Raw genomic sequence first — 21,074 nt, 5'->3', positions numbered from 1 at the left:
AATATCGCGCTCACCGTCGCCGATACCGACTGGCACCTCGATCGTCTCTACGCGTTCGCGAAAGAGCTCGGTGCGACGATGCTCGGCGCGCGCGTGTCGCGCTACGTGATCGATCTGAACCGCCCGCCGAACGACGAGAGCCTGTATCCGGGCCAGACGACCACCTCGCTGTGTCCGGCCGAGACCTTCCGCGGCGAGCCGCTCTATCGCGCGGGCTGTGCGCCCGACGCTGCGGCGCGCGCGCAGCGTGTCGCGACTTACTGGCAGCCGTATCACGAAACGCTGCGCGCGGAGTTGCAGCGGCTGCGCGGTCTGCATGCGAACGTGCTGCTGTGGGAGGCGCACTCGATTGCGAGCGTGCTGCCGCGGCTGTTCGAAAGCAAGCTGCCGGACCTGAATATCGGCACGCAGGATGGCCGCACGGCAGCGGCCGAAGTGCAGGCAGCGGCGGCGAGTGCGGCGCAGGCGAGCGCCTATACGTGGGTGGCGAATGGGCGTTTCAAGGGGGGCTATATCACGCGCCATTTCGGCGCGCCGCAGGACGGCGTGCATGCCATTCAGCTCGAGATGTGCCAATCCACCTATATGAGCGAGACGGCGCCGTTCGATTATGTGCCGGCGCTTGCGGGCAAGGTCGAGCCTGTGCTGCGGGGGATGGTGGGGGGCGCGCTTGCAGTTGTGAAAGCGCTTAACTCTGCGGGGATGTGAGGGATTCGAGGATTTGCGGAGGAATACTGCGACTAGCGGCTTTGCCGAAATGCTTGCCCAGGAAGTGACGACGCCCGCGGACGCGGGCGTTGCTTTATGCGAAGCCGGATTAACGTTGGCGGATTAACGTTGGGTTAGTCGGCTGTGATGGTGGGCCGGCCGTGTTCTGGAATGTATTTAGAAGAACAATGGGCTATTCGCGGCCTGAATCAAGTTCATTTGCGGTGCTTTATCTTGATGGTAGACGCTTTCGCTGGCCGGTTTAGCGTAGGTGGGTCACATATCGATGAGCACGGAAGAACAAGATTTGGTGGAGTTGAAATTTCCCGTGCTGATCTGATTGTCATGCCATCCCGAAAGCGGTTCGAGAGACCTTGATCTCTATACGAAGGAGCAGAAAGGTCTCGTGAAGCCAGGCACATATGCGTTGCCAATACCGTCAACTCCACAGCGGATGCAGACGCCGCAAGTGTCCCAATAGGCGTTATCGCATCTGAGATGACCGGAGTAGAACAGTCGGTTACTTCGGCGCGCCACGACTTGAGCGCAGCGCGCCTGCTGCCGTTCGTTCTGGGTGTTGGATAGCCGGGCTGTGGGTCAAAAAAAACCCCGCAAATCATTGATTTTGCGGGGTTTTCCACATCTTTTGGCGGAGAGACGGGGATTCGAACCCCGGATAGGTTATTAACCTATACACGCTTTCCAGGCGTGCGACTTAAACCGCTCATCCATCTCTCCAGCGGGACGCGAATTATAGCAGAGTCCGCGCGCGAGGGGAAACCGGCCCATCGGTACTCCGCCTCCAGCGCCAAAACCTCGCCGCAAACAACCAAAATCCCCCGCCCATATAAGCAACGCAGAATTCCTTTGTTCCGCCCCCGCGCGGCCTTCCCGTATCGTTGCCGCCTGATTGGCCCAACAACACAAACACTACGGGAACCCGCATGAAAGCGCTCTCACGTCTCGCCGTCCCCACCGCACTGGCGCTCGCCGCCGCCGGCGCCCACGCGCAAAGCAGCGTCACCCTGTACGGCATCGTCGATGCCGGCATCGCCTACGTCCACAACGCTCAAGGCACGGGCGGCGTGAACCAGGCGACGCTCGTGAAGTTCAGCAGCGGCAATCTCTCGGGCAGCCGCTGGGGCCTCAAGGGCACCGAAGATCTCGGCGGCGGTCTCTCGGCGATCTTCCAGCTCGAAAGCGGCTTCAACGTCGGCACCGGCGCGCTCGGCCAGGGTTCGCGCGAATTCGGCCGCAAGGCGATCGTGGGTCTCGCCAGCAACACGTTCGGCACGCTCACGCTCGGCCGCCAGTACGATCCGCTCGTCGATCTCGTGCAGCCGCTCACGGAAGACGGTCCGTTCGGCGGCGTGTTCGGCACGCCCGGCGACCTCGACAACTACGACAACAGCCTGCGCGTGAGCAATTCGCTCAAGTACACGAGCCCGCTGATCGCCGGCCTGCAGTTCGAGGCCCTGTACGCCCTCGGCGGCGTCGCGGGCGCGACCGGCAACGGCCAGACGTACAGCTTCGGCGCAGGCTACGCGAACGGCCCGCTCTCGCTCGCCGCGGGCTACTTCTTCGCCAACGGCGGCAACACGCTCACGTCCGGCGTGCGCACCTGGACCAGCAGTTCGGACAGCCTCTTCAACACCGTCATCAACCAGGGCTTCGCCAGCGCGAACTCCATCCAGATCGTGCGCGCGGGCGGCGAGTATGCGATCGGCGCGGTCACGTTCGGTCTCGCGTATTCGAATACGCAGTACGGCAGCGACGCATTCTCGGCTTTCCACGAGACGGCGAAGTTCAACAACGGTTCGGCGTTCGTGAACTACCAGTTCACCCCGGCGCTGCGCGCGGGCCTCGGCTACAACTACACGTCGCTCACGGGCCCGGTTTCGGCGCACTACAACCAGGTGAACCTCGGCGGCGACTACGCGCTCTCGAAGCGCACCGAGCTCTATGCGCTCGCCGGCTACCAGAAGGCAAGCGGCCATACGCTCGGCACCAACGGCCACGCGGTGGCGGCACAGGCGTCGATCGGCGACTTCGGCGTGAGTTCGGGCACCGATACGCAGGAACTCGTGGCCGTCGGCATCCGCCACAAGTTCTGATGCGCCTTCGCTGAGCGCCGGCAACGGCAGCGACTGCCCTTCATAATGCAAGACGCCGGGTTCGCCCGGCGTTTTTATGCCTGGAACAGGGGAGGGTGCGCTTGAAGGTCAGCGAAGCAGTCGAAAGCCGCAAATCCGTGCGGCAGTTTTTGTCGGATCCCGTGGACCCGGCCGTGATCCGCCATGTGCTTTCGCGTGCCGCGCGTGCGCCTTCGGGCGGCAACCTGCAGCCCTGGCGCGTGCATGTGACGGGCGGCGAGCCGCTCGCGAGGCTCAAGGCCATCATGGCCGCCCGCGTGGCGGAGGCCCCCGCGGGCGAGCAGGCCGAATACGATGTTTATCCGCGCGAGCTTTCTTCTCCGTATCGCGAGCGGCGCCATCAGGTCGGCGAGGATCTGTATCGCAGCATCGGCGTGACGCGCGAGGATCGTCCCGGCAGGCTGCGCCAGTTCGCGCGCAACTACGCGTTCTTCGACGCGCCGCTCGCGCTCTTTTGCAGCGTGGACCGGCAGATGGGGCCGCCGCAGTGGGCCGATCTCGGGATGTTCCTGCAGACGGTCATGCTGCTCTTGCGCGAGGCCGGTCTGCACAGTTGCCCGCAGGAGTGCTGGGCGCGCTATCCGCAGACGGTGGGCGAGTTTCTCGCGCTGCCGCCGGAGCGCATGCTGTTCTGCGGCATGGCGATCGGCTATGAGGACAGCGCCGCGCCCATCAACCAGTGGCGCTCGGCGCGCGTGCCGCTCGAGGCATTTGCCGGGTTCGATGGCATCTGAGCGTCCGGCTTCCGGCCGGCGCGGGCAGGAAGCCTTTTGGCCCGCGTCGCTTCAGAGCGCCGCGCGGATGCGCTGGGCGATGGCTTCGAGCGTGGCCATATCGGCCATTTCACGTGCGTGCGGACGCAACGTTTCCCCTTCGCGGCGCGGAATGACGTGGAAATGCACATGCGGCACGGTCTGTCCCGCCGCCGCACCGTTGAACTGCGCGATCAGCAGGCCTTCGGGCGCCAGCGCCGTGCGCACCGCCACGGCCACCTTCTGCACCATCTCCATGGCCGCCGCGCCGGCTTCCAGCGGAAGCTCGTAGATCTCCCCGGCCGGCGCTTTCGGCAGCACCAGCACGTGGCCGTCCGCCTGGGGCATGACGTCCATGATCGCGAGCGTCGTCTCGTTCTCGCAGACTTTGATGCAGGGGAGTTCGCCGCGCAGGATGCGCGCAAAAATATTGTTCGGGTCGTAAGCCATGGGGTCTCCCGGGTGAGGGGGGCTGCGCGTGCAGCGCAGATCGGTCAATCGACGATTATGGCCTGGGCCGAAGGGCCCGGGCGGGTTTCCTGCAGGATTTTTCGACTAGGTGCATCATAAGAGGATGCAGCAGGGTATGCAGCACGATTGATGGCAGGGTTCGTCCAGTTGACACGGAGCACGTATGGCAACGCCCGATCTCGAAGCAGTTCATTCCGCCCGCGAGGCCACCGGTTCGGCAGCCTGGCGTTTCGCCGCAGACCTGCTGGCGCATGCCGACGTGAGGCTCAACGGCACGCGCGAGTGGGACATGCGCATCCATGATCCGCACGTGCCGGAACGGGTGCTCGCGCTGGGCAACCTCGGTCTCGGCGAGGCCTATATGGACGGCCAGTGGGACTGCGACCGGCTCGACGAATTCTTCGCGCGCGTGCTGCGCTCGCATCTGGACGAGCGCATCGATCCCGCGCGTCTGGTCTTTCACGCGCTGAAAGCGCGCCTCATGAACCGCCAGACCACGCGCCGCGCGTGGAAGGTGGGGCAAAAGCACTACGACATCGGCAACGCCTTCTACGAGGCCATGCTCGACCGCCGCATGACCTATACCTGCGGCTACTGGTCGGGCGGCGCGAAGACGCTGGACGAGGCGCAGGAAGCCAAGCTCGACATGATCTGCCGCAAGCTCGGGCTCCAGCCCGGCATGCGCCTGCTCGACATCGGCTGCGGCTGGGGCAGTCTCATGCAGTTCGCCGCGGAACGCTACGGCGTGTCGTGCGTGGGCGTGACGATTTCGAAGGAGCAGGCAGCGCTCGGCGCCGAGCGCTGCCAGGGACTGCCGGTGGAGTTCCGCTTGGAGGACTACCGGCTGCTCGACGAGAAGTTCGACCGCATCGCGAGCGTGGGCATGTTCGAGCACGTGGGCCCGAAGAATTACCGCACGTATATGGAGGTGGCGCAGCGCTGCCTCGCGGACGACGGCATTTTCCTCCTGCACACGATCGGCAAGAACCGCCGCGAAACCACGCCCGATGCGTGGATCGACAAATACATCTTCCCGAACGGCGAGCTGCCGACCATCGGCCAGATCGCGGACGCTTCGGGCGGCCTCTTCGTCACCGAGGATCTGCACAATTTCGGCGCCGACTACGATCGCACGCTGATGGCCTGGCACGCGAATTTCGAAGCAGCGTGGCCGCGCTTCGAAGCGCAGATGGGCGAGCGTTTCTACCGCATGTGGCGCTACTACCTGCTGTCGTGCGCCGGCGCGTTCCGCGCGCGGGACATCCAGCTCTGGCAGTGGGTGTTCGCGAAGCAGGGGCTTCGTGGCGGCTACCGGCGTCCGGCGCTGGGCTGAATCGCATGCGCACGGGCGGTGCGCTCGCGCCGCCCTCGCTTCGTTACGACACGCCGCGCGTTTAGCGCATTACCACCGTGACGGTCGCAATGCCGAGGATCGTCATGAGCACGGAAGCGCCCACGTGTATCGCGATCTCGCCGAGCGCCCAGCCAATGCGGCCTTGCTGCAGGTGCGAAACGACTTCGGCCGAGAAGGTCGAGAACGTGGAGAGACCACCCATCATCCCCGTAATGACGAAAAGGCGCCATTCTGCAGGGATCTCAGGCATGCGCGCGAAGAACGCCACGGCCACGCCGATCACGTAGCCCGCGATCACGTTTGCTGCGAGCGTGCCGAGCGGGAGCGAGGGAAAGAGTGCATTCAGGCGCAGGCCGAGCACCCAGCGGAGCAGCGAACCAAGTGCGCCGCCGATGCCGATGGCGAATATGGACAGATACATGGTGTGAACAGGTTGAAGGCGCAATGAAGGCCTGCACGGCGCAGGCTCCGTATTGAACACGGAGTTTAGCACCGAGCGCCGGCCTGCCCACGCCCGTACCCCGAACCGCGGCTGGTCGCTCGCGACCAACTACGCGAACGGGTCGGTGCCGCTCTCGGCGGGCTACCTGACGTTGCGCAACCCGTTGCAGACGGCGCTGGGCGGGCAAGAGCAGCTATATCGGCGACTTTAGCTTCAGCAATGCCAATGCTTCGTACTACGAACTACAAAACGCACAGAAAGTAGCGATCTGGGGCGTCGGCGGATCGTATGCCTTCGACACGGTGACGGTGGGGCTGACCTACACGCACACGCGCCTCTCGCAAAGCCTCTACCTTTCCTCCACGGCCGAGCCTCAGGGCGTAGACATTTCGTTCGACATCGCCGAGTTCGACACGACGTGGCAGGTCTCTCCGGCGTTGCGCGTATATCTTCAACGACGCGCCCCCGAGCAGCGAGTCCTCTACGCGCGTGCATCAGGTGAATCTGGGGGCGGTCTACAACCTCTCGAAGCGCACGGGGCTCTATGCGGTAGCAATCGGGCAGAAGTCGTCCGGCGCGAGCCTCGGCATCGACGCGTCGAGCGGTGCCACGCAGAAACTACGCGCAGATCCCGAACCTGGTGAATTCGGATACCGGCAAGCAGCTTGCCGTGATCGCGGGCATCCGCCATAACTTCTGAGCCTGGCCCGGCGTGGGGGCCGGCAGAGCGGCATGACGCGCCGCGGCAAAGGGCGCCGCGGCGCGCGGGCAGCCTGGGGTAGCAATCGTGGCGATCGGCAGTAGAATGGGCGCGTCCCCGTCCGGTATGAGCCCGCGCATGAAAGTCGCCCTTTTCATTCCATGTTTTATCGACGCGTTCTACCCCGAAGTCGGCATCGCGACGCTCGAACTGCTGGAGCGCTTCGGCTGTGAAGTCGACTATCCGCAGGAGCAGACCTGCTGCGGCCAGCCGATGGCCAACAGCGGCGCGCAGGCCGAAGCCGCCGGCGCGGAGCGCGTGTTCGTGCGCGCGTTCGCGGGCTACGACTATATCGTCGGGCCTTCGGCCAGTTGCGTGAACCATGTGCGCGACCATCTCACCGCCATCGAGCAGACCGACGAGGTGCGCAAGGTCCGCGCTTCGACCTACGAACTCGTCGAATTTCTCCACGACGTGCTTGGCGCCCGCGATTTCCCGTGGGCCGAATTCCCCTGGCGCGTGGGCCTGCACAACAGTTGCAGCGCGTTGCGCCATCTGCACGAAGCTTCGATATCGGAAATCGCCGGCCCGGCGTTTTCCAAGCCGCGCACGCTGCTGGCCGGCGTGAAGGGCATCGAATTCGTGCAGCCCAAACGTCCCGACGAGTGCTGCGGCTTCGGCGGCACCTTCGCCGTGACGGAGGAGGCCGTTTCGGTGCGCATGGGGCAGGACAAGGTGGTCGATCATGTCGGTGCGGGCGCGCAGTACATCGTGTCGGGCGACATGTCGTGCCTCATGCACCAGCAGGGCTGCGCCGAGCGCATGAGCGCCGACGTGCGCTTCATCCATATTGCCCAGGTGCTCAACGGAGCGCGCGAATGAAACGCGTCGAACATGCGAAGCTCGCGAGCGGCTTCCTCTCGCACCCCGAGCACGTGGCCTTTCACGACAAACGTCTGTGGGATCTGCGCTCGAAGCGCGATGCGCAGGCACACGCCATTCCCGAGTGGGAAACGTTGCGCTCGCTCGCCTCGGCCATCAAGGCCCATACGCTCTCGAAGCTCGCCGATTACCTCGAGCAGTTCGTGAGTCAGGCCGAGGCGAACGGCGTGCGGGTGCACTTTGCCGACACGGCCGAAGAGCACAACGAAACGGTGTACCGGCTGCTGAGCGAGCGCGGCATGACCGGGCTCGTTAAAAGCAAGTCGATGCTCACCGACGAGTGCGACATGCGCCCGTATCTGGAGTCGCGCGGCATCGCGGTGATGGAAACGGACCTCGGCGAGCGCATCCAGCAACTCGACGGGCAGCCGCCCAGCCATATCGTCGTGCCGGCCGTGCACAAGCTTCGCGGCGACGTGGCGGAAGTCTTCAGCCGCACGATCGGCACGGACCCGCACAACGAAGACATTCACTACCTTGCGCAGAGCCAGCGCATGAACACGCGGCCGTGGTTCGTGCGCGAGAAGACCGCGGGCATGACGGGCTGCAACTTCGCCGTGGCGGAAACGGGCACGGTGGTCGTCTGCACGAACGAGGGCAACGCCGATCTCTCCGCGAACATGCCGCCGCTGCACATCGTTTCGCTCGGCATCGAGAAGCTGATTCCGCGCCTCTCCGACCTGGGCGTGTTCATCCGCATGCTGTCGCGCAGTGCGCTCGGTTCGCCCATCACGCAGTACACGTCGCATTTCCGCGCGCCGCGCGAGGGCGCGGAACTGCACTTTATCCTCGTCGATCATGGCCGTTCGGAGCGGCTCGCCATGCCCGACTTCTGGCATTCGCTCAAGTGCATCCGCTGCGGCGCGTGCATGAACACGTGCCCCGTGTACCGGCGCAGCGGCGGCCTTTCGTATGGCAGCACCTACGCGGGGCCGATCGGGGCGATCATCAATCCGACCTTCGACCTCAAGCGCTTCAGCGCGCTGCCGTTCGCCTCCACGCTCAACGGCAGTTGCACGAGCGTGTGCCCCGTGAAGATCAACATTCACGAGCAGATTTACCAGTGGCGCCAGGTGATTGCCGCGCAGCACGAAGTGCCCTTCGTCAAGCAGGAGGTACTGAAGATGGCAGGGCGACTGCTAGGCAGTCCTACGCTCTATCGCGGCGCGGTGGCGTCGCTCGAAGGTGCGCTGCGCCGCTTGCCCAACTTCATGCTCTATAACCCGCTCAATATCTGGGGACGCCAGCGCGACCTGCCGCAGGCGCCGGCTACGACTTTCCATGCGTGGTACAAGAAGAACCGCCAGGGAGGCAGCCGTGGCCAATCGTGAAGCGTTCATTGCGCGTGTGCGCGCCGCCCAGCCCGCCGCGCTCGATCTGCCCGAGGTGCCGCACTTCGATACGCCGTCCGGCGATCTGCGCGAGCGCTTTGTCGCATCGCTCGGATTGATGGGCGGGCGCGAGGCGCAGGTCGCTTCGGCCGATGCGGTTTTGCCGCTGATTCACGAGCGCTTCGGTGCACAGGCGGTAATCGCCTCGGCGGTGCCCGAAGTGGCCGGCACGTTTGCGCTCGATCCGAAGATGCCGCCCGCAGCGCTGGAGAAGGTCGATGTGGGGGTGGTACGGGCGCGCTTTGGCGTCGCGGAGACGGGTTCGGTATGGTTGAGCGAGCGCGAGTACGTGGTGAACGCGCTCGGCTATATCGTGCAGCATCTGGTCGTGCTGCTCGACCCCGCCCAGATCGTGGCGGGACTGCAGGACGCGTACCGTCGCGACGATTTTCGCGGCGCGCGCTACGCAGCGCTGGTAACGGGACCGTCGGCAACGGCCGATATCGAAGGCGTGCTGATACAGGGCGCGCAGGGCGTGAAATCCTTGACGGTGGTCTGGCTGCCGGTGGCGTAAGCGCGATCTCGCGGCGGCCAGCATATTGCGGGGGACTTGCGCTGCCACGACGTGCCGGCCCGTTTCGCCGCCGGCGTTGAACACAACGGTTGCCATGGACACATCGACGCGCCGACGATGGTCATTCAGATCCTTCTCCTGAGCGGTTTTCTGCTCGCCAGCATCGCCTTCGTGCAGGCGATGAGCCTGCGCTGGGCGATCTCCGAATCGGTGCTGCTGGCCGCGTGGGGCTTCGCACTGGGCGGCGCGTACCTCCTGAGCGGCGAGGCGTGGCCGGATCTCGTGTCCGGCATTGTCACGCCCGCGCTTTCGCCGCGGCTCGCGCCCGAAGCCTACCTCTGGATCTTCCTGCCCCCGCTGCTTTTCCAGGCGGCGCTCAGCGTGAATGTGCGCGAAATGCTCGGCGACGCGGCGCCCATTCTGCTGCTCGCCGTGGTGGCCGTCTTCGTTACGACGGGCATGGTGGGCGAAGGAATCCGCCTGACGGGACTCGGCCCGCTCACCGACGGCCTGCTGCTGGGCGCGATGATCGCCACCACGGATCCCTCGGCGGTGCTGGCCGTGTTTCGCGAGGTGGGGGCGCCTGCGAGGCTCGTGCGGCTCGTGGAAGGCGAGAGCCTGCTCAACGACGCGGCGGCCATCGCCATCGCGAGCGTCCTGATCGCGGCCATCACGGGCGACGCGGCAGCGGCGAGCGCAGGTGCCGCGTTGCGCACGCTCGGCATTGGCCTGTGCGGCGGGCTGCTGGCGGGCGCGCTCGCCGGGCGCTGCTTTGCGTGGCTCCTGCCGCTGCTGGGCGGGGAGGGCAAGGCCGAGGTTTCGCTCAGCTTCGCGCTGCCGTATCCGCTCTATCTTTTTGCGGACCAGATGCTGCACGTGTCCGGCGTGGTGGCCGTGGTAGCCGCGGGACTCGTGATCAGCGGCCTGGGGCGCACGCGCCTCTCGCCTTCGAACTGGTCGCATCTGCAACTGATCTGGGAACAGATTGCCGCCATGGCAGGCGCCGCCATCTTCCTGCTCGCCGCCATGCAGATTCCGCGCACGCTGCGCGACGCCCATTGGCTCGACCTCGTTGCGCTTGCCGTGGTCGTGGCAACGGCGTTCGTCGCGCGGCTCGTGGTGGTGTTCGGCATGCTGCCGCTGCTTTCCCGGCTGCGCCTGACCGAGCCCGTGAGCGCCGCGTACAAGCTCGTGATCGCATGGGGCGGGTTGCGCGGTGCGGTGACGCTCGTGCTCGCGCTCGGCCTCGCGCAGAACACGGCGCTGCCCGAGAGCACGCGCCGCTTCGTGGCGATACTCGCGACGGGCTTCGTGCTGGTGAGCCTGGTGGTGAACGGCTCTTCGCTCAAGCTCCTGATCCGGCGGCTGAAGCTCGACCTGCTTTCGCCGCAGGAGCAGGCGTTGCAGCAACAGGCCGTGCGTCTTTCGGCAATCGCCGTTTCGGCCCGGGTCCATGCCGCGGCGCGCACGTTCCGCATCGCGCCCGAGGACGCCGCGGCGGCCTGCGAGACCTACCGGCGCAGCATCGACCTCAGCACGACGGCCTTCGATATCGAAGCGGCGCTCACCGAGCGCGAGCGCCTCGCCATCGGCCTCGTCACGCTCGCGGCGAAAGAGCGCGACCTGATCCCGCAGTACGGCAGCGGGATCATCACGATTCGCAATCTCGACGCGATGATGCAGAACACCGAGTCGATGATCGAGGCATCGCGCCTGAATGGCCGGGTGGGCTATCAGCGCGCGGCGCGGCTGATCCTCGACTATTCGCCCGGCATGAAACTCGCCCGATTCGCGCGCCGCTGGCTGCATATCCAGCAGCCCTATGCCGATGCGCTCGCCGATCGGTTCGAACTGCTGATGTGCCGGCGCGTGGTGCTGCATCAACTGATCTCGTTCAACGACGAAAGCCTGAAGCCGCTGCTGGGCGAGCGCCTTTGCGCGTTGCTCACGACGATTCTCAAGTCGCGCATTGCGCTCGTCGACAAGGCGCTGGAAGAGCTGCGGCAGTGCTTCGGGCGCGCGGCGGACGTGCTCGAACAGCGCATGCTGCTGCTCTACGCGCTGCGCGAGGGCCGCGAGCGCATTGTGGCCATGTACGAGGAGCGTTCGATCTCGAAGGAAGTCTACGATTCGATTTCGCGCGAACTGGGCGACGCGTGGAAGCTGGCCGTCCGGCGCGCGCATCCTGCCATCGTCGCACGGGTGAAGGAGGCGCAGGAGACCGCGGAGGCGAGGGGCGGCCAGGAGGCGGCGCCGGAGCCTGAGCCCCAGGCAGCACCCGGGCTGTCCACGCAGCCTCCGCAACCACCGGAAGGACCCTCGCAGCCATGACCGAGATCCAGTCCGCCATCCTGGTTTTCGTGCTGCTCCTCGGCGGGACCGGCCTTGGCATCCTGCTGCGGCCGCTCTTGCCAGAGGAGCATCGCCGCCACGAAACCGTGCAGCTGGTGCAGCTCGTGATCGGCATGCTCGTAACCTTCGCGGCGCTTGTCCTGGGACTCCTGACGGCTTCCGCAAAGGCCAGCTTCGATACGGCGTCCAACGACATGCGCGCCTATTCCGCCGAACTGATCCAGCTCGACACGCGCCTGCGCGAGTACGGCCCGGATGCCGCCGGCCCGCGCAACGCCTTGCGCGCCTATACGGCGGCGGCGATCGCTTCCACGTGGCCGGCCGAAACGCCGCCGCCGGGGAACGATTACCCGCGCGTGCCGGCGCTCGATCCCGATCAACTGGAGAGCCGGCCGCTCGGTGCGTTGCTCAATTCGGTCGGGCGGCAGATCGATGCGCTCGCGCCTCGCGACCGCTTTCAGCAGGTGCTCGCGGCGGATATCCAGCAGCATTTCGCCCGCGTGACCGATACGCGCTGGCGGCTCATCGAGGAGGCGCACAGCTCGATCTCGCGGCCCTTCTTCGCGATGCTGGTGCTCTGGCTGATCGTGATCTTTCTGAGCTTCGGATTGATCGCGCCGCGCAATGCGCTCGCCATCGTGACGATTCTGCTGGGGGCGCTGTCGATTTCGTCGGCGGTTTATGTGATCGTCGATCTGGATACGCCCTTTACCGGGGTCATCGTGATTCCCAGTGCGTCGATGCGCAATGCGCTCGAACACATGAGCGTGGCGCCCGCGCAAGCGCCTTCCTGAAGCGGTGCTGTAAGTAACGGAACGAGGAGGCCCCGATGCTGCGCAAGACACTCAACGCCTCGCGGCTGCAGGAGGAAGTGAGCCGGCGCCTGCACAAGCTCCAGGAAGTGATCGAAGACGGCGTGAAGTTCGTCGTGCCGCGTCCGCAGCTTCAGCCGGCGGACCGTACCGGCTGCAACTGGACGATGAAGCACTTCGGCAATGCGGCGGGCTTCGAGGCCGCGATAGCCGATGTGATGGCCCGCGTTCAGGCCGAATACAACCTCGCGGTGGAAGACGACGACGCGGCAGGCGACACGCTGCCGGCTGGCAAAACCGGTCCGTTCGGCAGCGCGACGGCAACGGCCGCGAAGGCCAATCCGTTTGGCGAAACCGCAGGATCGAAGGACAAGACGAATCCGTTTGGTGAGCCGGCGGAGCGGGCGAAAGCGTCGAATCCCTTCGGCGACGCGAAACCCGCAGGGCAGAGCGATCCGTTTGGCGGCGAGGCCCCTGCCGCGCCGGCGCCCAAGCGTTTCGGCAATCCGTTCGGCGACGCCTGAATCTCCCCGCCTCGCACTGCCGCTCGCGGACCCTCTGCGGATCTCGCGAGCGGCGGCGCGGGCCGATCTTGCGATCAGCTTTCGTCGGTAGTGGTAGCCGTGGCGGCTTTGGCGCGCGGACGGCGCGCGCGCGATGCGGTCTTCTTCGCCGGCGCGGGTTTCTTCACCGCTTCGGCTGTGTCTGCCGTTGCGGCGGGAAGGGCGGATGCAGCGGATGCAGCGTCGTCGCTTGCCGGCGCAGCGGTCGCCGTCTTGCGCGCGGGGCTCTTGCGCGAAGCCGTTTTGCGGGCGCGGCGCGGGGCCGGGCGCGCTTCCTCGACCGCTTCCTGCTGCACGCCGAATTCGGCGTGTTCGAAGGAGACAGTCTCCTCCACCGCCGGAGCAAACGGCGCTTCACTGAAGAGCGGCAAGGGCGGGTGCTCCGCGTGTGCCGGTGACGTGTCGCCATGCTTTGCGACTACGGCCTCGACGGGCGGCGCTTCGTCCTCCTGCGCGTCGCCCGCGGCTTCGCCGCCCTTGCCGCCACGCTTTGCACCGCCTGCGGCATTGCGCTCGTCGCGCCGGCCTTTGCTGCGACCCTTGCCGCGTCCGCGCGCTTCGTCGTTGCGCGGGGCGGCCGCTTCCTCCGCTACGCCGGGGGCAGCCGGCTCGGCGGCGTCGCCCGACGCAGGCTGGCTGGTACGCGAGACATAGGTGCCCGACTTCTCGTCGCGGCCCACTTCCAGCAGTCCGCGCGCCTGGGCTTCGTCAAGCAGGTTGCCGAACGCGCGAAAGCCATAGCGCGTTTCGCTGAAGTCCGGCCGGCGCCGCTTGATGGCGCTCTTGAGTACCGAAGCCCAGATCTTGCCGCTGTCGCCGCGTTCCAGCACGAGGGCATCGAGCGTTTCCACGGCGAGCGCGATTGCCTTCGACTTGCGCTCCTCGGCCTTGCGCTCGTCCCGGTCGTCCCGCTCGTCGCGTTCGTCGTTCTCGGCCCTGGCCGGGCGTTCCTCGCCGCCCTGACGCTTCGCGCCCGCCGCTTGCTCGCGCCTCGTCGCGCCGCGCGCGGCTTCGCGCACGAGGTCATCGTAGAAGATGAATTCGTCGCAGTTGGCCACGAGCAGGTCGGAGGTGGAGTGCTTCACGCCCACGCCAATCACCTTCTTCGCGTTCTCGCGCAGCTTCGAAACGAGCGGCGAAAAATCCGAGTCGCCGCTCACGATCACGAAGGTATCGACGTGCGACTTCGTATAGCAGAGGTCGAGCGCGTCCACCACGAGACGGATATCGGCCGAGTTCTTGCCCGACTGGCGCACGTGCGGAATTTCGATGAGTTCGAAGCTCGCTTCGTGCATGGAGGCCTTGAAGCCCTTGTAGCGCTCCCAGTCGCAATAGGCCTTCTTCACGACGATGCTGCCCTTGAGCAGCAGACGCTCGAGCACGGGCTTGATATCGAAGCGGTCGATCTTCGCGTCGCGCACGCCGAGCGCGACGTTTTCGAAGTCGCAGAACACCGCCATGCTGACGTTTTCCTGGGGAGAGGCCATGTGATTCGCTGGTTTCATAGATGGATTCGAACGCACATGATAGCCCCCCGCGGCGGGTGGGGGAGAAAACGCGCACCAGGGCGAGTCCCGCACTCATCGAGAACGGCGCATGCCGCCCATATTGTTTCGCCCATGGGCAAACGAACAGGTTGCGTGCGCAAACATGCTGATGTTTCGCGTTTGCCCGATATTTCGGGTATTTGGGCCCGATTTTTCATGTGTCCGTCACATCCCGTCCCTAAGCTTGCGCGGCCCCATCCACTGCGCATGGGGCGGGCAACCATAAATAACACTCTCCATAACGACTCGACACTCCAGAGGACTTCCATGGCTGTACGCTTTTCAGGCAAGGTCTGGGCGCTTTTCGCGACCCTCTTTGCCGCGCTTTGCGCTGCGCTTTTCGTGAGCGCGTGCGGTTCGTCCACGGCGCTCACGGGCCAGCAGCAGATTCGCCACGTGTTCGTCATCACGCTCGAAAATGAGAACTACGCGACCACCTTCGGCTCCAGCACGAAGGCGCCGTACCTGGCGCAAACGCTTGCGGCTCAGGGCGCGCTCGTGCAGAACTACTACGGCACCGGCCACGTGAGTCTCGACAACTACATCTCGATGCTGAGCGGCCAGGCGCCGACCCCGCAGACCGACAACGACTGTACGACCTATGAAGACTACAGCATGAGCGGCACGACCTCGGACGGTCAGGCAATCGGCACGGGCTGCGTGTTTCCGGCGAGCGTGAAGACGCTGCCCGATCAGTTGAAGGCCGCCGGCTTCACGTGGAAGGGCTACGAAGAGGATATGGGCAACGACCCGTCGCGCGAAGCCGCGACCTGCGGCCACCCCACGCTGAACACCACGGACCTCACGCAGGAGGCCGAGGCGCCGAGCGCGGCCGTGCCGCTGGGCGACCAGTACGCCACGCGTCACGACCCGTTCATGTACTTCCACTCGATCATCGATTCGTCGGACTGCCTGACGAACGTCGTGAGCCTGAACAACCTGCAAAATGACCTGCAGTCGGTCGCGACGACCGCCAACTTCAACTTCATCACGCCGAACCTCTGCGACGACGGCCACGATTCGCCGTGCGTGAACGGCCAGCCGGGCGGCCTGACGAGCGCGAACACCTTCCTGCAGAAGTGGGTGCCCATCATCACGTCGTCGGCGGCGTTCAAGCAGGACGGCCTCCTGATCATCAACTTCGACGAGAGCAGTTACGCGAGCGAATCGCTGAACACGAGTTCGAAGCCGCCCACGCTCACGCTCACGTATTCGGGCAGCACCTGCTGCAGCGAGCAGCCTGGCCCGAACCTCGCCGCGTTCCCGCAGTCCTCGACCTACGGCACGCTGCCGGCCAGCGCGATTCCGGGCCTGCCGTCCTCGCTCGGCACGATCTCGCTCGTGATGACGAAGGCGAACTACGGCGGCGACCAGACTGGCGCCGTGATGATCTCGAAGTTCATCAAGCCGGGCACGGTCTCGACGGTGCAGTACAACCACTATTCGATGCTCAAGAGCATCGAGGACATCTTCGGCCTCGGCCACCTGGGCTACGCCGGGCAAACCGGGCTTGTGGGCTTCGGCAACGACATCTTCACGAACCTGTAATCATGTCCGCGTTTTTTGCAACCACGACGGCGCGCCGCGCCGTCAAGGCTGCGCTCGCCGCCACCGCCGCCTCGGTGGCGGCGTTTTGCGCTGCGGGCGCTGCCCCCGCGCTCGCGCAGTCTTCTGCCCCACAGCCGCAGCCTGCCTCGCACGCGGCCGCGCCCGCTGTTCTTAGCGACACGGCGGCGCTCGGCAAGCTGGTGTTCTACGATCAATCGCTTTCGGCCTCGGGGCGCATGTCGTGCGCAAGCTGCCATAGCCCCGCGCATGCCTATGGTCCGCCCAACGGCCTCGCGGCCCAGACAGGCGGCCCCGATCTGCATTCGCAGGGCACGCGCGCCGTGCCCACCTTGCGCTACGTGCTCAACCGCACGCCGGTCTGGACCCATGTGCAGGCGGCGAGCCTCGGCGAGCGCTTCGAGGACGACAGCTCGCCCTCGGGCGGATTCGGCTGGGACGGGCGTTTCAATCATCTGCACGACCAGGCCACGTTCCCGCTCTTCAATGCCAACGAGATGGCGAACCGCAATGCCGCTTCGGTGGTCGCGAAGCTCGCGCATGGACCCTACGCGGCGCGCTTCCGGCAGGTGTTCGGCGAGACCGTGTTCGATGCGCCCGACGTGGCGCTGAAGGACGCCATGATGGCCGTCGAGCGCTACGAACTGGAGGAGCCGGACTTTCATCCGTACACGAGCAAGTTCGACTATTACCTCGACGGCAAGGTCCATCTCACGGCGGCGGAGCTGCACGGCAAGAAGCTCTTCGACGACCCGAACAGCGGCAACTGCGCGTCCTGCCACATCGACCAGCCGGGCGTGAACGGCGCGCATCCGCTTTTCACGGACTTCCAGTTCGAAGCGCTGGGCGTGCCGCGCAATCCGGAACTGAGCGCGAATCGAGATCCTTCGTACTACGATGAAGGTCTGTGCGGACCGCTGCGCACCGATCTCGCGAAGGACAGGACGCTGTGCGGCCTCTTCAAGACGCCGACGCTGCGCAACACGGCCACGCGCCAGGTATTCTTCCACAACGGCCGCTTCCACACGCTGCGCGAGGCGCTGCGCTTCTACGTGCAGCGCGATACGAATCCGGAGAAGTGGTATTCGCACGACCGCGCGGGCCATGTCGTGAAGTTCGACGACCTGCCGGCTGCCGAACGCGGCAACGTGGACACCATGGATGCACCGCTCACCTACAAGAAGGGCGACAAGCCGGTCTGGAGCGAGCACGACATCGACGACGTGATCGCATTCCTGAAGACGCTCAACGATGGTTACGAGCCGAAGCCGCAGGCGGCCGGCCTGGCCAAGCCGGCCGATCCAGCCGATCCGGCGAGATCGCCGCTGACCCAGGCGGCGCGCTAGCGCTTGCCGCCGGTGGCCGCGGGCGGCGCATGCGCCGCCGCGGCATCGAGATAGCCGAGCAGGGCGCTCGCCGTAGCCGCTTCGCGGCGCAGCGCCTCGCCGATGGGCCCGTCGGGCGAGGCGTCGAAGCCGCCCGTGGCGCCGAGCGCGGTGAGCACGGCGCACACCTTGCCGGTGTGATCGAAGAGCGGCGCGGACACCGCGCTGATCCCCTTCAAATTCGTGTCCTTGACCGACGCGCAGCGCATGGCCTGCACGCGGCGGCGCAACTCGCCGATCGGATCGGCGGCGTCGAGCTGCGCGCGCAGCGAGGCATCCGCATGCGCGAGTTCCTCTTCGGCGAGCGCGAGCACGCGCGTGTCTTCGAGCAGGCCCAGAAACACGCGCCCCGTGGACGACCACAGCAGCGGCATCACCGATCCCACGCGCGCATTCACGGTCACGGGCAGCCCGGGTTCCTCGAAGCGGATGATCGTCGGCCCCTTGTTGCCCATCACCGCGACGAACGTCGTCACTTCAAGCTGCTCGCGCAGCCGCACGAGGGCGGGTTCGGCAATCCGCACGGGATCGGCCTGGCGCATCGCGGCCGCGCCGATCATCATCGCTTCCGGTCCGAGCCGGTATTGCTGCGTGAGCGCGTCCTGCGTCACGAGCCCTTCCTCGATCAGGCTCACCAGATAGCGGTGCACCTTCGCGGGGCTCTCGCCCACGTAGGCGGCGAGACCCGTGAGACTCGCCCGGCCGCCCAGGCGCGCCAGGCCCTTGAGTACGGCCATGCCGGTCTGCGCCGACTGCACGCGCTGGCGCCGCTCGCGCGTGGCCGTCGCCGCTGTCGTGGCGCTTTTCGCGGTGCGGCCAGGCTTCGACGCCATGGCGGACGCGGGCGACGAAGCGGGGTCGGCAACGGCCAGGGATTCCGGGATTGAAGCGGGGACGGGGGCGGTTTTCATGGAGCGATTCTAAGTGGCCGGACGAGCCACGCGGCACCAGGGTCGTTGCAGGTTAACCCCTATCTCTGAATTACGCAATGCGTACTAGAGTTACGCAAAATGCATTGCGCAGGCAGGAGGAGGAAGTCCATGAGCGAAGCCACCGAAACCCCCGCGGCGCGGGCAGGGGGCTGCCCCTTTCCCCATGGCGCGGCAGCGGTCGCAGGCGGTTGCCCGGTGAGCGCGAACGCCGCGGCGTTCGACCCGTTCAGCGACGGCTACCAGCAGGACCCGCCCGAATACGTACGCTGGGCGCGCGAGCAGGAGCCGGTGTTCTACAGCCCGCAACTGGGCTACTGGGTGGTGACGCGCTACGACGACATCAAGGCGATCTTCCGCGACAACCTCACTTTCAGTCCTTCCATCGCGCTCGAAAAGATCACGCCCACGGGGCCGGAGGCGAACGCGGTGCTGGCCTCGTACGGCTACGCGATGAACCGCACGCTCGTGAACGAGGACGAACCCGCGCACATGCCGCGCCGCCGCGTGCTGATGGAGCCGTTCACGCCGGAGCATCTGAAGCATCACGAACCGATGGTGCGGCGCCTGACGCGCGAATACGTGGACCGCTTCATCGACACGGGCCGCGCCGATCTCGTCGACCAGATGCTCTGGGAAGTGCCGCTTACGGTGGCGCTGCATTTTCTCGGCGTACCCGAGGAAGACATGGACCTGCTGCGCCAGTATTCGATCGCGCACACCGTCAATACGTGGGGCCGGCCGCGCCCCGAGGAGCAGGTGGCGGTCGCGCACGCGGTGGGCAACTTCTGGCAGTTCGCGGGCAAGGTGCTCGAGAAGATGCGCCAGAACCCCGACGGTCCCGGCTGGATGCAGTACGGCATTCGCAAGCAGAAGGAGCATCCGGAAATCGTCACGGACTCCTATCTGCATTCGATGATGATGGCGGGCATCGTGGCGGCGCACGAGACCACGGCAAACGCCACCGCCAATGCCATGAAGCTGCTGCTGCAGCATCCGCATGCGTGGCGCGAACTCTGCGAAGACCCGGGCCTGATTCCCAACGCCGTGGAGGAATGCCTGCGCCACAACGGCTCGGTGGCGGCGTGGCGGCGCCTCGTGACGAAGGACACCCAGGTCGGCGGCATCGACATTCCCTCGGGCGCGAAGCTTTTGATCGTCACGTCGTCGGCGAATCACGACGAGCGCCATTTCGCCGACGCGGATCTCTTCGACATTCGCCGCGAGAACGCGAGCGACCATGTCACGTTCGGCTATGGCTCGCACCAGTGCATGGGCAAGAACCTCGCGCGCATGGAGATGCAGATCTTTCTCGAAGCGTTCACGCGCCGGCTGCCGCACATGCGGCTCGCCGGGCAGTCGTTCAGCTACGTGCCGAACACCTCGTTTCGCGGGCCGGAGCATCTCTGGGTGGAGTGGGATCCGGCGCAGAACCCGGAGCGCAGGCAGCCCGCGCTGGCCGCGCCGCAGGCCGCCGTGCGCATCGGCGAACCCTCCGCGCATGCGCTGGCCCGGCCCGTGATCGTGGAGCGCGTGAGTACGGTGGCGAACGGCATCGTGCGGCTGCGGCTCGTTGCGCCGGAGGGCGCATCGCTGCCGCGCTGGGCGCCGGGCGCGCATATCGACGTGGAATGCGGCGACACAGGCCTCTCGCGCCAGTACTCGCTGTGCGGCGACCCCGCGCACACGCAGGCGTTCGAGATTGCGGTGCTGCGCGAAGCGGCAAGCCGCGGCGGCTCTGCCTGGATGTACGATGCGGTGCGCGAAGGCATGCGGCTCAGAATCCGCGGGCCACGCAATCATTTTCGTCTCGACGAGGAAGGACGCCGCGCGATTTTCGTCGCGGGCGGTATCGGCATTACGCCGGTGAGCGCCATGGCACGCCGTGCGAAGGAACTGGGCATCGACTACGCGCTGCACTACAGCGGCCGTTCGCGCGCCACGATGGCCTTTATCGACGAGCTCGCGCAACTGCATGGCGACAGGCTGCATCTGCATGTTTCCGATGAAGGTACACGGCACGACTTCGGTACGCTCGACGTGGATGCGCACACGCGCGTCTATGCCTGCGGTCCGGCGCGCATGCTCGACGCGCTCGCCGCATGCAGCGCGGCATGGCCCGAAGACGCGCTGCGCGTCGAGCATTTCGCCGCGAGCGCCGGCAAGCTCGATCCCGCGAACGAGCACGCGTTCGAAGTCGAGCTGAAGGACTCGGGCCTCGTGCTGAACGTAGCGGCGGGCCAGACCGTGCTCGATGCGCTGCGCCGGGCAAACATCGACGTTCAGAGCGACTGCGAGGAGGGCCTGTGCGGCTCGTGCGAAGTGCGCGTGCTCGCGGGCGAGATCGATCATCGCGACGTGGTGCTCACGCGTGCCGAGCGCGAGACGCACACGCGCATGATGACCTGCTGCTCGCGCGCGAAGGGCCGGCGATTGACGCTCGAACTCTAGGCGCGCTGGCCGGGATCGAAACGAAAACAACATGGCGGGAAT

The 21,074-nt window shown here is 66.0% G+C and carries 17 protein-coding genes, 1 tRNA gene and 1 pseudogene; 14 read left to right on the top strand and 5 right to left on the bottom strand.

Annotated elements, in window-relative coordinates:
- A partial coding sequence (gene hutG, locus BFE01S_RS41425; RefSeq protein WP_042339711.1) for an N-formylglutamate deformylase occupies positions 1 to 708 on the top strand: 708 nt, incomplete at its 5' end.
- A gap of 647 nt (positions 709 to 1,355) precedes the next feature.
- On the opposite strand, the gene BFE01S_RS34450 is transcribed toward hutG, so the two are convergent.
- Positions 1,356 to 1,446: transfer RNA gene (locus tag BFE01S_RS34450), tRNA-Ser, on the bottom strand.
- Positions 1,447 to 1,652: 206 nt separating this feature from the next.
- Here BFE01S_RS34450 and BFE01S_RS34445 point away from each other — a divergent pair.
- Together BFE01S_RS34445 and BFE01S_RS34440 are read left to right on the top strand one after the other, a co-directional pair.
- Positions 1,653 to 2,822, top strand: a complete 1,170-nt coding sequence (locus BFE01S_RS34445; protein WP_028229402.1) for a porin — start codon at positions 1,653 to 1,655, stop codon at positions 2,820 to 2,822.
- A 101-nt stretch (positions 2,823 to 2,923) separates the two neighbouring features.
- Positions 2,924 to 3,595, top strand: coding sequence for a nitroreductase family protein (locus tag BFE01S_RS34440; protein ID WP_028229401.1), 672 nt, complete (start codon positions 2,924 to 2,926; stop codon positions 3,593 to 3,595).
- 51 nt (positions 3,596 to 3,646) lie between these two features.
- On the opposite strand, the gene BFE01S_RS34435 is transcribed toward BFE01S_RS34440, so the two are convergent.
- Positions 3,647 to 4,063 carry an HIT family protein gene (locus BFE01S_RS34435; RefSeq protein WP_028229400.1) on the bottom strand — a complete coding sequence of 139 codons (417 nt, stop codon included), beginning with the start codon at positions 4,061 to 4,063 and terminating at the stop codon, positions 3,647 to 3,649.
- Positions 4,064 to 4,247: 184 nt separating this feature from the next.
- Here BFE01S_RS34435 and cfa point away from each other — a divergent pair, with 184 nt between their 5' ends.
- Entirely contained in the window at positions 4,248 to 5,417 is a 1,170-nt protein-coding gene (gene cfa, locus BFE01S_RS41420) for a cyclopropane fatty acyl phospholipid synthase (protein WP_042339706.1), read from the top strand.
- Between the two features lie 61 nt (positions 5,418 to 5,478).
- On the opposite strand, the gene crcB is transcribed toward cfa, so the two are convergent.
- A complete protein-coding gene (gene crcB, locus BFE01S_RS34425; protein ID WP_028229399.1) occupies positions 5,479 to 5,859 on the bottom strand; it encodes a fluoride efflux transporter CrcB in 381 nt (126 codons plus the stop codon).
- 52 nt (positions 5,860 to 5,911) lie between these two features.
- On the opposite strand from crcB, the gene BFE01S_RS42180 reads away from it, so the two are divergent.
- The 7 genes and pseudogenes from BFE01S_RS42180 to BFE01S_RS41405 all read left to right on the top strand — a co-directional run.
- Positions 5,912 to 6,091 carry a hypothetical protein gene (locus tag BFE01S_RS42180; RefSeq protein ID WP_028229398.1) on the top strand — a complete coding sequence of 60 codons (180 nt, stop codon included), beginning with the start codon at positions 5,912 to 5,914 and terminating at the stop codon, positions 6,089 to 6,091.
- A 627-nt stretch (positions 6,092 to 6,718) separates the two neighbouring features.
- Positions 6,719 to 7,462, top strand: coding sequence for a (Fe-S)-binding protein (locus BFE01S_RS34410; protein ID WP_028229396.1), 744 nt, complete (start codon positions 6,719 to 6,721; stop codon positions 7,460 to 7,462).
- Entirely contained in the window at positions 7,459 to 8,853 is a 1,395-nt protein-coding gene (locus BFE01S_RS34405) for a lactate utilization protein B (protein WP_028229395.1), read from the top strand. The genes BFE01S_RS34410 and BFE01S_RS34405 overlap by 4 nt, the downstream gene beginning before the upstream one ends.
- Positions 8,840 to 9,427, top strand: coding sequence for a LutC/YkgG family protein (locus BFE01S_RS34400; protein WP_028229394.1), 588 nt, complete (start codon positions 8,840 to 8,842; stop codon positions 9,425 to 9,427). Before BFE01S_RS34405 ends, BFE01S_RS34400 begins: the two co-directional genes overlap by 14 nt.
- Positions 9,428 to 9,544: 117 nt before the next feature.
- Complete coding sequence (locus tag BFE01S_RS41410) at positions 9,545 to 11,758, top strand: cation:proton antiporter (protein ID WP_084170404.1); 2,214 nt, start codon at positions 9,545 to 9,547, stop codon at positions 11,756 to 11,758.
- Positions 11,755 to 12,573: a bestrophin-like domain gene (locus BFE01S_RS34390; protein ID WP_028229393.1), complete on the top strand. Its 819-nt coding sequence runs from the start codon at positions 11,755 to 11,757 to the stop codon at positions 12,571 to 12,573. The genes BFE01S_RS41410 and BFE01S_RS34390 overlap by 4 nt, the downstream gene beginning before the upstream one ends.
- 35 nt (positions 12,574 to 12,608) lie before the next feature.
- Positions 12,609 to 12,857 (top strand): annotated as a pseudogene (locus tag BFE01S_RS41405) (hypothetical protein); the annotation flags it as partial.
- Between the two features lie 332 nt (positions 12,858 to 13,189).
- On the opposite strand, the gene BFE01S_RS34380 reads toward BFE01S_RS41405, so the two are convergent.
- Positions 13,190 to 14,641, bottom strand: a complete 1,452-nt coding sequence (locus tag BFE01S_RS34380; protein WP_084170403.1) for an NYN domain-containing protein — start codon at positions 14,639 to 14,641, stop codon at positions 13,190 to 13,192.
- A gap of 327 nt (positions 14,642 to 14,968) precedes the next feature.
- Between BFE01S_RS34380 and BFE01S_RS34375 the strand changes: the two genes are divergently transcribed.
- Together BFE01S_RS34375 and BFE01S_RS41400 are read left to right on the top strand one after the other, a co-directional pair.
- Complete coding sequence (locus BFE01S_RS34375) at positions 14,969 to 16,249, top strand: alkaline phosphatase family protein (protein WP_028229391.1); 1,281 nt, start codon at positions 14,969 to 14,971, stop codon at positions 16,247 to 16,249.
- Between the two features lie 2 nt (positions 16,250 to 16,251).
- Positions 16,252 to 17,613: a cytochrome-c peroxidase gene (locus tag BFE01S_RS41400; RefSeq protein ID WP_084170401.1), complete on the top strand. Its 1,362-nt coding sequence runs from the start codon at positions 16,252 to 16,254 to the stop codon at positions 17,611 to 17,613.
- On the opposite strand, the gene BFE01S_RS41395 is transcribed toward BFE01S_RS41400, so the two are convergent.
- The gene (locus BFE01S_RS41395) at positions 17,610 to 18,485 is read right to left on the bottom strand and encodes an IclR family transcriptional regulator (protein WP_042339702.1); all 876 of its coding nucleotides are present in this window, start codon (positions 18,483 to 18,485) and stop codon (positions 17,610 to 17,612) included. The two genes, BFE01S_RS41400 and BFE01S_RS41395, sit on opposite strands and share 4 nt — an antisense overlap.
- A gap of 207 nt (positions 18,486 to 18,692) precedes the next feature.
- On the opposite strand from BFE01S_RS41395, the gene BFE01S_RS34355 reads away from it, so the two are divergent.
- Positions 18,693 to 21,032 (top strand): cytochrome P450/oxidoreductase, encoded by a 2,340-nt coding sequence (locus BFE01S_RS34355; RefSeq protein WP_028229390.1) that lies wholly within the window; start codon positions 18,693 to 18,695, stop codon positions 21,030 to 21,032.
- Positions 21,033 to 21,074: the final 42 nt, after the last annotated feature.

This window comes from Paraburkholderia ferrariae NBRC 106233 (genome assembly GCF_000685035.1).
Classification (GTDB): domain Bacteria; phylum Pseudomonadota; class Gammaproteobacteria; order Burkholderiales; family Burkholderiaceae; genus Paraburkholderia; species Paraburkholderia ferrariae.
Note: the sequence above shows the minus strand (reverse complement) of the source record. Positions and strands in the feature narration are given on the sequence as shown.

Excerpts from the sequence above, each read along its gene's own strand:
- BFE01S_RS34445 (WP_028229402.1), top strand. The coding sequence starts at position 1,653 with ATGAAAGCGCTCTCACGTCTCGCCGTCCCCACCGCACTGGCGCTCGCC.
- BFE01S_RS34435 (WP_028229400.1), bottom strand. The coding sequence starts at position 4,063 with ATGGCTTACGACCCGAACAATATTTTTGCGCGCATCCTGCGCGGCGAA.
- cfa (WP_042339706.1), top strand. The coding sequence starts at position 4,248 with ATGGCAACGCCCGATCTCGAAGCAGTTCATTCCGCCCGCGAGGCCACC.
- crcB (WP_028229399.1), bottom strand. The coding sequence starts at position 5,859 with ATGTATCTGTCCATATTCGCCATCGGCATCGGCGGCGCACTTGGTTCG.
- BFE01S_RS34410 (WP_028229396.1), top strand. The coding sequence starts at position 6,719 with ATGAAAGTCGCCCTTTTCATTCCATGTTTTATCGACGCGTTCTACCCC.
- BFE01S_RS34405 (WP_028229395.1), top strand. The coding sequence starts at position 7,459 with ATGAAACGCGTCGAACATGCGAAGCTCGCGAGCGGCTTCCTCTCGCAC.
- BFE01S_RS41410 (WP_084170404.1), top strand. The coding sequence starts at position 9,545 with ATGGTCATTCAGATCCTTCTCCTGAGCGGTTTTCTGCTCGCCAGCATC.
- BFE01S_RS34390 (WP_028229393.1), top strand. The coding sequence starts at position 11,755 with ATGACCGAGATCCAGTCCGCCATCCTGGTTTTCGTGCTGCTCCTCGGC.
- BFE01S_RS34380 (WP_084170403.1), bottom strand. The coding sequence starts at position 14,641 with ATGGCCTCTCCCCAGGAAAACGTCAGCATGGCGGTGTTCTGCGACTTC.
- BFE01S_RS34375 (WP_028229391.1), top strand. The coding sequence starts at position 14,969 with ATGGCTGTACGCTTTTCAGGCAAGGTCTGGGCGCTTTTCGCGACCCTC.
- BFE01S_RS41400 (WP_084170401.1), top strand. The coding sequence starts at position 16,252 with ATGTCCGCGTTTTTTGCAACCACGACGGCGCGCCGCGCCGTCAAGGCT.
- BFE01S_RS41395 (WP_042339702.1), bottom strand. The coding sequence starts at position 18,485 with ATGGCGTCGAAGCCTGGCCGCACCGCGAAAAGCGCCACGACAGCGGCG.
- BFE01S_RS34355 (WP_028229390.1), top strand. The coding sequence starts at position 18,693 with ATGAGCGAAGCCACCGAAACCCCCGCGGCGCGGGCAGGGGGCTGCCCC.